This window comes from Singulisphaera sp. GP187 (assembly GCF_900129635.1).
In the GTDB taxonomy this organism is placed as follows: Bacteria; Planctomycetota; Planctomycetia; order Isosphaerales; family Isosphaeraceae; genus Singulisphaera.
This window is the reverse complement of the sequence record NZ_FSRB01000001.1, coordinates 2,398,861-2,412,824: the sequence shown is the minus strand read 5'-3', so window position 1 is coordinate 2,412,824 and position 13,964 is coordinate 2,398,861. Positions and strand designations below refer to the sequence as shown.

Here is a 13,964-nt window from a genome sequence, read left to right as displayed (position 1 = left end):
AGATCCTGGTATCCTTGCTACCGTCTCAGAGTAATGCCTGTTTTTTTGCGGCCCCGCAGGGGCTACAACACAGCCGGTCGTGTGAGTCGGACGGTTCTGAGAAAGACGGAGCACCCGCGCAGAGGGATGCCGCGGCCATCGATTTCAGAAGCGTGTGCCGGCTGACTCCCGACGGTCCGCCGCGGTCGTCCTCAGCCCCTCGGTCCCGACGGCTAAATTCGTCGTGAGTCAAAGGGCGCCCGCTTTCGTCTTGGCGTTTGCTTTGCCCGCGGCCTTCTTGGGGTTGGCGGTCTGGATCGGCCAGAGTTCCGAATCAACGCGTGCCGACTTGAAAAAAGTTTCGAATGACTTCGCCTGATCGGGATTTTGGACGGCCACATCGTGCGCTTCTTCGCGATCGTCCTTGAGGTTGTACAGTTCGATCGGTCCCGTCAGGCCGTGGCGGACCGCCTTCCAGTCGCCAATCCGTGCCGCCTGGTCGAATCCACGCTCGTGGAATTCCCAATACAGGGGCGGATGCTTGACGGCCTTCCCCTCCAGCAGTGCGGGGAGGATGGAAACGCCATCAAGGTTGGCCGGGAGCCGTCGACCGGTAAGCTCGGCCATTGTCGGAAGGAAGTCCCAGAAGGCCCAGACCTGGTCGCTGACGACCCCGGGCTTGATCTTCTCGGGCCAGCGGGCGATCACGGGGGATGCGATGCCTCCCTCGTACATGTCGCGCTTGTGGCCGCGGAGTGCGCCGGAGTGGTTGAAGAGTGAGTCGGAGTAGGCTGCGCCGTTGTCACTGGCGAAGATGACGAGCGTTTTCTCGTCGAGCTTGAGCTCTTTGAGGAGCGTCATCAGGCGTCCCACATCACCGTCCATTCGGGTGATCATGGCTGCGAGTGTTTTAAGGTTATCGGGCCACGGTTCGTCGGCGTAAGGGCCCAGGTCGGGGACCTGCAACTTGGCGTGCGGGAGGGTGAACGAGAGGTCGAGGAAGAACGGTTTCGCCTGATTTCGGCGGATAAACTCGAGGGCTTCCTGGGCCATCAGGTCGTGCGAATACGATTTTCCGTTCAGCATGACCTTGTTGTTATTGCGCCAGAGGTATTCGGGATAATACTCGTGCGCTAGGCGCTGGCAGTTGTAGCCGAAGAACTCGTCGAACCCCATCTTGTCGGGCGTGCTGACCGACCCGGGGTGGCCGAGCCCCCACTTGCCGATCAAGCCGGTGGTGTAGCCCGCATACTTCATGAGATGGGCCACGGTGATCGTGTCGGCCGGCATGGGGACTTGCCCCTCGGGCTTGATCTCGCGATTGCCTCGAATCGGCGCATGGCCATTGTGCTTGCCCGTCATCAAGCTGCATCGCGACGGGGCGCAGACGGTGGCGCCGGCATAGGCTTGCGTAAACCGCATCCCTTCGGCGGCGAGCCGGTCGATGTTCGGCGTCTTGATGAGCTTTTGTCCGAAGCAGCCGAGATCGCCATAACCGAGGTCGTCGGCCAGGATCAAGATCACATTTGGCGGTGGAGCCGCGGCGTGGGCTTGACCCCACAGGGGAGCCGTCGTCAGAAGCGCGAGGCCGCCGAGACAAGTGAGAATTCGAGGGCGAACACGATCGAGGCGTGCGATTCGCAACGGGCTTCTCCCCATGATGACGGAACTCGCATGAGTTCGGAATTCGGTTGGTCCGTCGCTCCAGCAAACCCGGAGAGCGATTGATAAGACAAAAACGTGAACTGGTGATGAACTTTTATGGTCGCGAGTGGCGTCGTGCCCCGTCCGACCGACGTTTTGTAACCCAACGGCGATCTTAGCCATCGTCACGGACGAGCACAAGCAAGCCACTTGCCGTATGGTCGGCTCGCATGGGTCGGGCGCCGTTAAGGAAGAAGCCGAGGGAATTCTAACTTCTCGCGCGGACCGGCTCACTCTTCGTTTGAATGAATTCTATCGTTTTCCGAACTTGCAATCAGGCCAACGTGTTAGGCTGAAGATGACTCCGTTCTGGTGAGGCCCGCTTGCACGGCCTGTTCCCATTCGCTCGCGGCATTGGATTTTTGTAGGGAGAAAGATGGAGCCAATGACGCTAAGTTGAGGAATAAGGTGGATCCGGGTGTAGGCTTGCGCCCTTTGAATGGCGAGGGGCGGTCGACGAGGCTTCGCTGGCGAGGGTGGGCTTGATGGACCAATGCGATCCGTGGTGGTTGGCGCGAGGCTTGGTGGCCGTCCTCCTCCTGGGATGGTCGACACCGGGAGTCGCCGCGGCTCCCGAGCCGACGCAGGCCGGCGTTGAGGAGTCGGGAGCATCGCCGAGCTTCTCGAAAGGCGCCGTCCCCTTCCTCACCAAACATTGCTACGCATGCCACGGCAATGGGAAGACCAAGGGCGACCTCACCCTCGACGCGGATCGAGATGAGCGAGCGGTCGAGAAGAATCGCAAGGTCTGGGAAAACGTGCTCGAGATGATCCGAGCCGGCGAGATGCCGCCCAAGAATCGGCCTCGACCGACTCCGGAGGAAACCGAGGTTGCGCTCCTCGCCATCGACGGGGTGCTCAATAAGCTCGACTGCTCGCAACCCAGGAACGTGGGGCGAGTCACCCTCAGGAGGCTGAACCGGGTCGAATACAACAACACGATCCGCGACCTGGTTGGCATCGACTTCAAGCCCGCGGCGGACTTTCCCAACGACGATGTCGGCTACGGATTCGATAACATCGGCGACGTTCTGTCCCTCTCCCCCCTCCTGTTTGAGAAGTATCTGACCGCGGCCGAATCGATTCTTGGGCAGGCGATCGTCACCGACAATACGCCCAAGCCCACGAAGTCCCAACTCGGTGGAATTCGCGCGACCGAGGACGCTGGCGGAGAAAAACGTGGTTTCGGTCGATTCCTCCACTCGATCGGCTCGTTCCGCGCTCAAAGCTATTTCGACGAGGGGGATTACACCCTCAAAGTGTCGGTCTTCGGCCACCAGGTCGGTGATCAGCCGGTGCGGGCCGTCATTCGGATCAACGGTGAAGATATCGACGAGTTCGATGTGCCGGGCGACCGCGCGGAGCCGACCCGGATCGAGCGGAAGGTCCGGATCAAGACCGGGACGAAGACCATTGCGGTGACGTTCCTCAACCCGTATACGGACCCGAAGAACAGCGACAGTGACACGAATCGCCGGCTGCTCTTTCTGCGCGGAATCGAGATGGACGGCCCGTATAACCCGCCGCCTCAGGTCTTCCCGGAAACGCATCAGCGAATTATGACCCATCAGGTCGGTCTGGCACCGCGCGACGCGGCCCACGAGATCGTTTCCCGGTTCGCTGCGCGGGCGTTTCGCCGACCGGTCCAGCCGGGCGAGGTCGACCAGCTGATGAAGCTCTACGATAAGGGCGAGGCCGAAGGGGAACGGTTCGAGGACTGTGTCCGACTGGTTCTCGAAGCCGTTCTGGTCTGGCCCGACTTCCTCTATCGCGTCGAGCTCGACCCTCGCGATGCCCAGGCGGGTTCGAGCTACCCGGTCAGCGAATTCGAGCTGGCGAGCCGGCTCTCCTATTTTCTTTGGAGTAGTATGCCCGACGAGACGCTCCTGAGCTTGGCGGGAGCGGGGCGGTTGCGTGGCGAGCTCGATCACCAGTTGCAGCGCATGCTCAAGGACCCGAAGGCGGTCGCGTTCGTGGAGAACTTCTCTGGCCAATGGCTGACGATCCGGAAACTGGCCTACGTCGCGCCTGACGCGAAGGAGTTCCCTGAGTTCGACGACGAGCTTCGCGCGGCGATGTACCGGGAGACCGAGCTCTTTTTTGAGTCGATCCTGCGCGAGGATCGCTCGATCCTTGACTTCCTCGACGCCGACTACAGCTTCGTGAACGAGCGGTTGGCGAAACATTACGGCATGTCGGGCGTCGAAGGGAAGGAGTTCCGTCGGGTCAAGCTCCCGGCCAATCGAGGGGGGATCCTGACCCATGCGAGTATTTTGACGCTCACCTCGAACCCGACCCGGACCTCACCGGTGAAGCGGGGAAAGTGGGTGCTCGACCAACTCCTGAATTTGCCCCCGCCCCCCCCGCCGCCCGATGTGCCTGAATTTCCCGAAGCTAAGCGCCTGACCGGTTCGTTGCGCAAGGTCATGGAGATGCATCGAGAGCAGCCGATCTGTGCCTCGTGTCACAAGCGAATGGATCCGATCGGCTTCGCGTTCGAGAACTACGATGCCACGGGAGCCTGGCGCGACAAGGATGGGGCCTTCTTGATCGATCCCTCGGGAGAGCTTCCCGGCGGCCAGTCGTTCCAGGGGCCGGCCGAGCTCAAAACGATTCTCCGAGGCAAAAAAGAGTTGTTCAGCCGCTGCTTGGCCGAGAAGATGCTTACATACGCGCTGGGCCGCGGACTGGAATACTACGACAAGTGTGCCGTGGACAAGATTCTTGAAGCCTTGAATCAAAACGGCGACCGGTTTTCCGTCTTGATGGCGGAGGTCGTCAAAAGCGAACCCTTCCAGATGCGCACGGCGACAGGGGAAGAACCATGACGAACGGCGGGCGGATCTCGAGGCGAACGGTCCTGCGCGGGCTCGGCACGGTGGTCTCCCTCCCGTTCCTGGAGGCGATGCGTCCCCGGCTCTTGGCGGCGGCCGCCACCGCCACCGGTCAGGCCGCGGCGCCCCGGCGTCTGGCGTTCATCTACGTGCCCAACGGTGCGATCATGGACGACTGGACGCCCACGACCGAGGGGGCGAACTTCGCGTTGCCGACCATCCTGGAACCGATGGCCCCGTACCGCGATGAGTTGCTTGTTCTCAGCGAGCTGACCTGTGACAAGGCCCGCCCCAACGGCGACGGTGCCGGCGATCATGCGCGGGCGTCGTCGGCGTTCTTGACCGGCTGCCAGGCGCGTAAGACCGCCGGAGCCAACTTCCGCTCCGGCATCTCCGCCGACCAGGTCGCGGCGACTCGTCTGGGTGAACGCACCCGACTTTCGTCTCTTGAGCTGGGAATCGAACGCTATCGCGGGACCGGCAACTGTGATAGTGGTTATTCCTGCGTCTACGAGCATACGATGTCCTGGCGGTCATCCACCTCGCCGCTGCCCAACGAGGTCGACCCCCGTCTCGTGTTCGAACGGCTTTTCTCCGACCAGTCCAACGACCCCAGCCGGCTAAAGCGGAACCGGCTCCGAGCGAGTGTGCTCGACGCCGTGATCGCCGACGCGCGCGGGCTCGAGGGTCGATTGGGGGGGGCGGATCGCCAGAAGCTGGATCAGTATCTGACCTGTGTGCGCGAGCTCGAGCTTCGGATCGCCCGCGCGGAGACTCTGCCGCCGATCCAACCTCCTCCGGGCGTTGTTCGGCCCGAGTCGGTTCCCGCCGACCTCGCGGAACACTTCCACCTCATGTGCGACCTGATGGTTCTGGCGTTCCAGACCGACGTGACCCGCGTGGCAACGTGCATGTTCGGTCGCGAGGGGAGCGAGCTCAAGTACAAGATGGTCGGCGTCTCCGAAGGCCATCACGAACTGACGCATCATCGCGGCGACCCGGACAAGATCGACAAGGTTCGTTCGATTAACACCTTTCATATCGAGCAATTTGCCTACCTGATCGGCAAGCTCAAAGCCATTCCCGAGGGTGAGGGAACGCTGCTCGACAACTGCATGATCGCCTATGGCAGCGGCAACAGCGACGGCAATCGTCACTCGCACGATAACTTGCCGATCCTCGTCGCCGGTAAGGGTGGGGGATCGCTCAAGACCGGCCGGCATCTCCGGTTTCCGAAGGAGACCCCGGTCAATAACCTCTGGCTTTCACTGCTCGACAGGATGGGGGCCCACCTCGAGCAACTGGGTGACAGCACCGGCCATCTTGAGGGACTCTCCTGAAGGGGACCGTAAAGCGTCGCTGAACCTGTTATCCCCAACTTTGGCGTCATCGGCCTTGGCGTTATCGTTGGTCCACAATTCCCGTAGGGTGGAAACGGCCCACCCTTTTCACTCATGAGTCAATCGTGAATCGCACATGACTTCACAACAGGTTCGGCGAAGCTCTGCCGCGTGGATCAGGCAAGCCCCGAACTGGCTGTAAAAGACGTGCGGTGCTTGACTGACCCGCTCGAGTGCGGCTCGCTCTCGGGTTGCCCACGGCGGGGTGGCTGGGGCCTGACTTCGGTCCCCAGCCTCCCCGCCGTTTCCTCATTCAAGTCGGTATCGTCAGTTCTCAGATCGCCTGGTCGAGATTTCAGTGATCCTCCGCTTCGGCCGACCGGCCGCCGTTCAGGATCTCATCGGTGTAGTGCGATCCCTCGATGAGTTCGGCCTGATGGGAGTCTGGGGCGCTGCCGGCTGGCGCTGGGAAGAACGTGTAGAGCACGGGCATCAGATACCGCGTCAGCAAGAGCGTGCAGAGCATGCCGCCGACGACGACGATGGCCAGGGGCTTCTGCGCCTGCGAGCCGATGGAGGTCGCCAGGGCGGCCGGCAGGAGTCCCAGTGCGGCCGTGAGCGAGGTCATGACCACCGGGCGGACCCGAAGTTCGGCTCCACGCATCACGGACTCGCGGACCGGGATCCCTGCGGCCCGCATCTGATTGAAGTAGGAGATCAGCAGGACGCCGTCCTGGACGGCGACACCGAAGATCGAGATGAAGCCCACCGCCGCGGAGATACTAAAGTGGACTCCCGTCAAGCGCAGAGCCCAGACACCACCCATCGTCGCCGCGACCACATTGGCCATGACGAGCATGGCGTCCTTCATCGAGTTGAACGCCGTGTAGAGCAGGACGATGATCAACACGATCGAAAGCGGCACGATCCACATCAACCGGGCGTTGGCCTCCTGCATCTGGGCGAATTCCCCCGACCATTCGAGCTTGTAGCCGTCCGGTAGCTGGACGCCGGTTTTGGGGTCGTCCACCTTGCGCTGCGCCTCGGCGATGGCGGAGGCAAGGTCGCGGTCGCGCACGGCGAACCGGACGGGGATATAGCGGCGGTTGTTCTCGCGATAGATGTATGCGGCGCCTGGCGTGTGCGAGTTGATGGTCGCCAGCTGGGACAAGGGGATGCGGACCGCCTGAGCTCCGTTCTCGCCGGGAACATCGATCGGAATTCGGCCGATCACGGTGGGGTCGTCGCGGAGTTCCGGTGGGAGCCGGAGCACAATGTCGTAGAGCTTTTCGCCCTCCACCATCTGGGTGAACGCCCGGCCGCCAATGGCGACCTGCACGACCGCCTCGACATCGGCGACGTTGATGCCGTAGCGGGCGCACGCGTCGCGGTCGATGTCGATCTCCATGTTGGGCTGGCCGACGATATGGAACAGGCCGACATTCTCGATCCCTTTGACGGTTCGGAGCACGTTGACGAGCTCTTGCCCCTTCGTTTCGAGGGTTGGCAGATCGTTGCCAATGAGCTTGACGGAGTTGGCCCCCTTGACCCCCGAGAGTGCCTCCTCGACGTTGTCGCGGATGAGCTGGGAGAAGCTGAAGTCGATGCCCGGGAACTGACGGAACTTCACCATCAGTTCGTCCTGGATCTTCTCACGGGTCATCCCCTTGGGCCAGTCGTCCATCGGCTTGAGCGGAACGTTGAACTCGAGGTTGAAGAAGCTGGTGACGTCGGTACCGTCATCCGGTCGTCCGACGTGGGACATCACGCCCCGGACCTCGGGCACGGAGGCAATGACCTCGCGCAACCGGGGCGCAATCCTCGCCGCCTCCTGGAGCGAAACCGTTCGGGGCATCAGGGCACGGATCCAGAGGTTGCCCTCCTCGAGTTCGGGCATGAACTCGCCGCCAAGGCCTGGGATCAGAGCGATCGTAATCGCAAGGAGGAGGCCCATGAACGCCAGGGTCAGCTTGCCGTGATCCAACACCCGGTTCAAGAAGCGGAGGTAGCGCCGTTTCATCAACCGATCCACGAACGTGTCCGTCTCCTCGGTCTTATTCCGGAACAAGAACGAGCAGAGCACCGGCGCCAGGGTCAGGGACAGCAGGAGTGCCCCGAAAATCGCGAAGGCGTAGGTGTTCGCCATCGGCCCGAAGAGCGCTCCCTCCGGCCCGCTCATCGCGAACAGGGGGACGAACGCGCAGACGATGATCGCGGCCGAGAAGAACAACGCCCGCTCGATCTCGTGCGAGGCCTCGGTGATCCGGTCGATCAGCGGGCGGGACTGGTTCCGGCCCCGCGCCGTGATGTGCCGGAAGATGTTCTCGACCATGATGACCGAGCTATCGACGATGATCCCGAAATCGACGGCGCCGACCGACAGCAGGTTCGCCGATTTGCCCTGGAAGTAGAGCACCGTCACCGAGAAGAGAAGCGACAGCGGGATCATGATTGCCACAATCACGGCGCTACTGAAGTCGCCTAGGAAGATTACCAGCACGGCGATGACTAATGCCATGCCGACGACCAAGTTGTGCAACACGTTATGCGTCGTCACATGGACGAGGTCAGTCCGCTTATTAAAGATGCGAAGCTTCATTCCCTTGGGGAGGAGCTTCTCCCGTTCGATCTCCTCCATTTTCGCGGTGACGGCCTCCGATGTGGGGAGGCTCTTCTCGTACTTGCGCATCAGCACGATGCCTTCGATGACGTCATTCTCCTGGCCTCGTCCGACGACTCCGAGTCTCGGGCGGTTGCCCACGATGGCCTTGGCCACTTGCCGTACGTAGATCGGTAGGCCGCCTGCCGTCGTGACGATGACCTTATTGATGTCATCGAGCTTCCCCATTTCAATCGCGAACGATTGATCGACGTTGGCCGAGTCCAGCGGGTCGATCCCCTTGCCGAGCAAGCCGATCGCGCGGACGTTGTGCGACTGGCTGCCGAGCATCAGGAGGTCGCCGCCAACGTTGGCATTGGATCGGGATAACGCGTCCTGAACCTGCTGCAAGGTGATGTTGTACTGGCGGAGGAGTTGAGGATCGACCAAGACCTGGTACTGCTTGATCGTGCCCCCATAACCGGTCACATCGGCGACTCCTGGTACGGTCTTGAGCGCCCGATTGATGACCCAGTCCTGCACAGCTTTGAGTTGGTTGGTCGTGTAGCCGGGACCTTCGAGGACGTAACGGACGATCTCGCCAGTTGGGCTCCAGGGAGAGAGTCCGGGCGTTACCCCTGCCGGGAGGTTGCTGACCGCGCCGATCCGGTTGATCACTTCCTGTCGCGCTGACTTATAATCGGTGCCATACGCGAACTGGCACTTGATGTCGTTCAGGCCCGTAATCGAGGTGCTTCTCATGTCCTCCAACCCTGGCATCCCGTTCAGTGCGGTCTCCAGGGGGATCCCGATCAAGCGTTCCATTTCCTCCGGACTCGCTCCGGGGGATTGTGTGATCACCTCGACTAACGGCGGCGTCGGGTCGGGGTAGGCTTCGACGTTCAAGTTGTACGCCGAGTGGATGCCGACCCCGATCAGGGCAATGACGCCCAAGATCACAATCAGTCGATTGTGTAGGCTCCACGTAATGATAGTACGGACCATGAGCGAAGGCCTCGAAGTCTGTGTGACGATGTGCGAGGGAGGGCAGGGGGGCCCGGCCGGAAAACCGTCGACCGGGGAGCTGAGCGATGATCCGTGATCCGTCACGGATTCAGGACAAGGCGCATGCCGAAGTTTGCGTTCGCGCGTGGCGCAGCATCCCAGTGGCCGTGAAGAACTCGAGAGGCGAACGAAGTCGTGAAATGTCAGGCGGGGGGCATGCGGGGCGGAGGACCGCGACGTCCCCCAGGGCTGTCACCCCGAAAGTCGCAGTCGGGGATGAGCAAGGTGTTTACCTCCCTGGTCGACACCGGGCGGTCGAAGTGGACGATCAAGCTTGACTGGGCCGACTCGCGGACTTCCTCCTGCTCGTCGTCCTCTTCCAAGGCGGAGAGAGTGGGCTCGTCAGACACCCGCTCGAACCGGACCCGCTGCCATTTTGCTTCGTGGCGCAAAATCTGGAGCCGGTCGACGGCTGCCGCATTGGTCTCTTGGGTATGCGTGGAAGCGTGAACGCGATCATTCACCCATGCCATGACGCAGAGTGCAGCGATCGTGCAAATCAGCAGTCGCGGGTGAAATTTCGCTTTAGGCATGCCTCGGCCTCGAAGTCGCGGGGTGATGCCTTTTCAGTGCCCAATGATTCTACGCAAATTCTCCTGATGCGTTCCAGGTGGTGTTGGAAAATGCGCGGGCGAGTTGAGTTTCAACTCGCCCACGCGCCCTGATCGTCATTACTGGATTTGCCTGGGGGTCGTTTTTAACGATCCTCCTCGTCAGTCGGCCGGCCGCCGTTCAGGATTTCATCGGTGTAGCGCGATCCTTCGATCAGTTTGGCCCGTTGCGTGTCGTGGACACTGCCGGCGGGTGCCGGGAAGATGCTGTAGAGCACCGGCATCAAGAACCGCGCCAGGAATAACGTCACAAACATGGAACCGACAACCACGATCGCCAAGGGCCGCTGGGCCTGGGAACCGATCGAGGTCGCGAATGCGGCGGGCAAGAGGCCGAGCATGGCTGTCAGCTCGGTCATGACCACCGGGCGGACTCGGACCTCAGAGCCTCGCATCACGGATTCACGGACCGGGATCCCGGCGGCCCGCATCTGGTTGAAGTAGGAAATTAGCAGGACTCCATCCTGGACCGCGACGCCGAAGATCGAGATGAAGCCCACCGCCGCTGAGATGCTGAAGTGGACCCCCGTCAGTCGCAGGGCCCAGACGCCTCCCATCGACGCCTCGACCACGTTGGTCATGACCAGGATGGCGTCCTTCATCGAGCTGAACGCGGTGTAAAGCAGGACCATCATCAGCACCATCGAGAGCGGTACGATCCACTTCAGCCGGGCATTGGCTTCCTGCATCTGGGCGAACTCACCCGACCACTCGAGCTTATAGCCCTGGGGCAGGTCCACGCCGGTTTTGGGGGCGTTGACCTTGACCTGGGCCTCGGCGATGGCGGAGGCGAGGTCGCGGTCGCGGACGGCGAACCGGACGGGGATGTAGCGGCGGTTGTTCTCGCGGTAGATGTAGGAGGCGCCCGGAGTGTGGGGGTTGATGGTGGCGAGTTGCGACAAGGGGATGCGGACACCTTCGCCTGCGTCGTTGCCGGGCACGTCGATCGGGATGCGGCCGATGACCGTGGGGTCGTCGCGGAGTTCGTCGGGGAGCCGGAGCACGATGTCGTAGAGCTTCTCGCCCTCGACCATCTGGGAGAAGGCGCGGCCGCCGATGGTGACCTGGACGACGCGTTCGACATCGGCGACGTTGACGCCGTAGCGAGCGCAGGCGGCGCGATTGATATCGATCTCCATGTTGGGCTGACCGACGATGTGGAACAGGCCGACGTTCTCGATGCCCCGCACGGTCCGGAGCACGTTCACGAGTTGTTGCCCCTTCTCCTCGAGGATTTTCAGGTCATTGCCGCTGAGCTTGACGGAGTTGGCCCCCTTGACGCCCGAGAGCGCCTCATCGACATTGTCGCGGATCAGTTGCGAGAAGCTGAAGTCGATGCCCGGGAACTTGCGGAACTTCGCCATCAGCTCATCCTGGATCTTCTCGCGGGTCATGCCTTTCGGCCATTGCTCCATCGGTTTGAGCGGGACGTTAAACTCGAGGTTGAAGAAGTTGGTGACGTCGGTGCCGTCATCGGGTCGTCCGACGTGGGACATCACCCCCCGGACCTCGGGCACCGAAGCGATGACCGCTCGCAACCGAGGCGCCATCCGCGCGGCCTCCTGGAGTGAGACGGTGCGTGGCAGGAGGGCGCGAATCCAGAGGTTGCCCTCTTCGAGCTCGGGCATGAACTCGCCGCCGAGACCTGGGATGAGGGAGACTGTGAAGGCGAGGAGAATGCCGATGCAAGCCAGGGTGAGCTTGCCGTGATTGAGCACCCGGTGCAAGATCCAGAGGTAGCGCCGTTTCATCAAACGATCGATGAATGTGTCGGCTTCCTCACGCTTGTTCCGGAAGAGGAACGAGCAGAGTACGGGGGCCAAGGTGAGCGCAAGCAAGAGGGCGCCGCAGATCGAGAAGGCGTAGGTGTTGGCCATCGGTCCGAAGAGGGCTCCCTCCGGCCCGGTCATGGCGAAGAGGGGGAGGAAGGCGCAGACGATAATCGAGGCGGAGAAGAAGAGGGCACGCTCGATCTCGTGGGAGGCGTCGGCAATTCGGTCGATCAAGGGCCGGGTTCGGTCGGCGTCGGGGGCCGTGATGTGCCGGTAGATGTTTTCGACGATGATCACCGAGCTATCGACGATGATCCCGAAATCGACGGCGCCGATCGATAAGAGGTTGGCCGACTTGCCCTGGAGATAGAGCACGGTCACCGCGAAGAGCAGCGCCAGCGGGATCATGATCGCCACGATCGCCGCGCTACTGAGATCGCCGAGAAAGACAATCAACACGGCGATAACGAGCGCCATTCCTATCACAAGATTATGCAGAACATTATGGGTTGTCACATTAACAAGATCAGTACGCTTGTTGAAAATACGAATTTGCATTCCCTTGGGCAGGAGCTTTTCGCGTTCAATCTCTTTCAACTTGGCGGCGACCGCCTGAGAGGTGGGAAGACTCTTTTCGTACTTCCGCATCAGCACGATACCCTCGACCACGTCGTTTTCACGTCCGCGACCGACAATCCCGAGTCTTGGACGATGCCCGATGACCGCCTGGGCCACTTGTCGCACGAAAATCGGCATCCCGCCCGAGGTCGAGACGATGACGTTGTTGATGTCATCGAGCTTTTTCATTTCGATGGCGAAGGCTTGGTCGACGTTGGCCGGGTCGAGCGGGTCGATCCCCTTTCCGAGCAAGCCGATCGCGCGGACGTTGTGGGTCTGGCTGCCGAGCATCAGCAGATCGCCGCCGACGTTGGCGTTGGACTGGGCCAATGCCTCCTCAACCTGATGCAGGGTGACGTTGTAGTGTCGAAGCAGTCTGGGGTTGACCAGGACCTGGTACTGCTTGACGGTGCCCCCGTAGCCGGTCACGTCGATGACGCCCGGGACCGTCTTGAGAACCCGGTTGATGACCCAGTCCTGGACCGCCTTGAGTTGGTTCGTGGTGTAGGCGGGGCCTTCCAGGACATAACGGACGATCTCGCCGGTCGGACTCCAGGGGGAGAGGCCCGGATTCACCCCCGCCGGCAAGTTACTCACGGCGCCGATCCGATTGATCACCTCCTGGCGGGCCGACTTGTAATCGGTGCCGTAGGTGAATTGACATTTGATGTCGTTCAGCCCACTGATCGAGGTGCTTCGCATGTCATCGAGGCCGGGCATGCCATTGAGCGCGGTTTCCAAGGGGATGCCGATGAGTCGCTCCATTTCCTCGGGACTGGCACCTGGATTTTGGGTGATAATTTCGACCAAGGGGGGCGTGGGGTCGGGGTAAGCCTCGACGTTCAAGTTGATCGCGGAGTGGATGCCGGCCGCGACGAGGGCGAAAACCCCCAGGATGACAATCAGACGATTGTGCAGGCTCCACGTAATGATGGCGCGGACCATGGGGGAAGACCTTGCAGCATGTGTGAGGGCGTCAATAGATAGGTCGGGGGGACCCGATCGCGACACCGTCGACCGGGGAAATCTGGGCGATGATCCGTCACGGATTCAGGACGGGCTCATGGCGAAGTTTGCGTTCGCGCGTGGCGCGGCATTCCAGCGGCCGTGAGGAGCACGAGCGGTGAGTGAAGACGTGAATGATCAGGCGGGAGGCATGCGAGGCGGAGGGCCGCGTCGTCCCCCATGGCTGTCGCCCCGAGACTCGCAGTCGGGGACGAGCAATGGATCAAGCTGTCGGTTTGATTCGGGCCGGTCGAAGTGGACGATTGAGCTCGAACGGATCGATTCGCGGACTTCCTCCCGCAGGTCATCCTCTTCAAAAGCGGCGACGTTCGGCTCGTCCGTGCCCCGATCGATCTGGACCCTCAGCCATTTCGGTTCGAGACGCAGCTCCTGGACTCGGTCAACGGCGGCGACCCTGAGCCCCGGAGGCATGCTCG

General features: G+C 61.7%; 6 protein-coding genes. 2 read left to right on the top strand and 4 right to left on the bottom strand.

Features of this window, described 5'->3' with window-relative positions:
• Positions 1 to 228 precede the first annotated feature (228 nt).
• On the bottom strand, positions 229 to 1,623 hold the full coding sequence (locus BUS42_RS09415) for an arylsulfatase (protein WP_074306688.1): 1,395 nt from the start codon (positions 1,621 to 1,623) through the stop codon (positions 229 to 231).
• Between the two features lie 545 nt (positions 1,624 to 2,168).
• On the opposite strand from BUS42_RS09415, the gene BUS42_RS09410 reads away from it, so the two are divergent.
• Both BUS42_RS09410 and BUS42_RS09405 read left to right on the top strand, forming a co-directional pair.
• On the top strand, positions 2,169 to 4,511 hold the full coding sequence (locus tag BUS42_RS09410) for a DUF1592 domain-containing protein (protein WP_074306687.1): 2,343 nt from the start codon (positions 2,169 to 2,171) through the stop codon (positions 4,509 to 4,511).
• On the top strand, positions 4,508 to 5,857 hold the full coding sequence (locus tag BUS42_RS09405; protein WP_074306686.1) for a DUF1552 domain-containing protein: 1,350 nt from the start codon (positions 4,508 to 4,510) through the stop codon (positions 5,855 to 5,857). Before BUS42_RS09410 ends, BUS42_RS09405 begins: the two co-directional genes overlap by 4 nt.
• A gap of 355 nt (positions 5,858 to 6,212) precedes the next feature.
• On the opposite strand, the gene BUS42_RS09400 is transcribed toward BUS42_RS09405, so the two are convergent.
• The 3 genes from BUS42_RS09400 to BUS42_RS09390 all read right to left on the bottom strand — a co-directional run bounded on the left by BUS42_RS09400 (position 6,213) and on the right by BUS42_RS09390 (position 13,467).
• Positions 6,213 to 9,461, bottom strand: a complete 3,249-nt coding sequence (locus BUS42_RS09400) for an efflux RND transporter permease subunit (protein ID WP_074306685.1) — start codon at positions 9,459 to 9,461, stop codon at positions 6,213 to 6,215.
• 203 nt (positions 9,462 to 9,664) lie between these two features.
• On the bottom strand, positions 9,665 to 10,054 hold the full coding sequence (locus tag BUS42_RS09395) for a hypothetical protein (protein ID WP_074306684.1): 390 nt from the start codon (positions 10,052 to 10,054) through the stop codon (positions 9,665 to 9,667).
• Between the two features lie 164 nt (positions 10,055 to 10,218).
• Complete coding sequence (locus BUS42_RS09390) at positions 10,219 to 13,467, bottom strand: efflux RND transporter permease subunit (protein ID WP_074306683.1); 3,249 nt, start codon at positions 13,465 to 13,467, stop codon at positions 10,219 to 10,221.
• Positions 13,468 to 13,964: the final 497 nt, after the last annotated feature.

What these genes read in the sequence shown, in the direction of transcription:
- BUS42_RS09400 (WP_074306685.1), bottom strand. Translation starts at nt 9,461, where the DNA reads ATGGTCCGTACTATCATTACGTGGAGCCTACACAATCGACTGATTGTG.
- BUS42_RS09410 (WP_074306687.1), top strand. Translation starts at nt 2,169, where the DNA reads ATGGACCAATGCGATCCGTGGTGGTTGGCGCGAGGCTTGGTGGCCGTC.
- BUS42_RS09395 (WP_074306684.1), bottom strand. Translation starts at nt 10,054, where the DNA reads ATGCCTAAAGCGAAATTTCACCCGCGACTGCTGATTTGCACGATCGCT.
- BUS42_RS09390 (WP_074306683.1), bottom strand. Translation starts at nt 13,467, where the DNA reads ATGGTCCGCGCCATCATTACGTGGAGCCTGCACAATCGTCTGATTGTC.
- BUS42_RS09405 (WP_074306686.1), top strand. Translation starts at nt 4,508, where the DNA reads ATGACGAACGGCGGGCGGATCTCGAGGCGAACGGTCCTGCGCGGGCTC.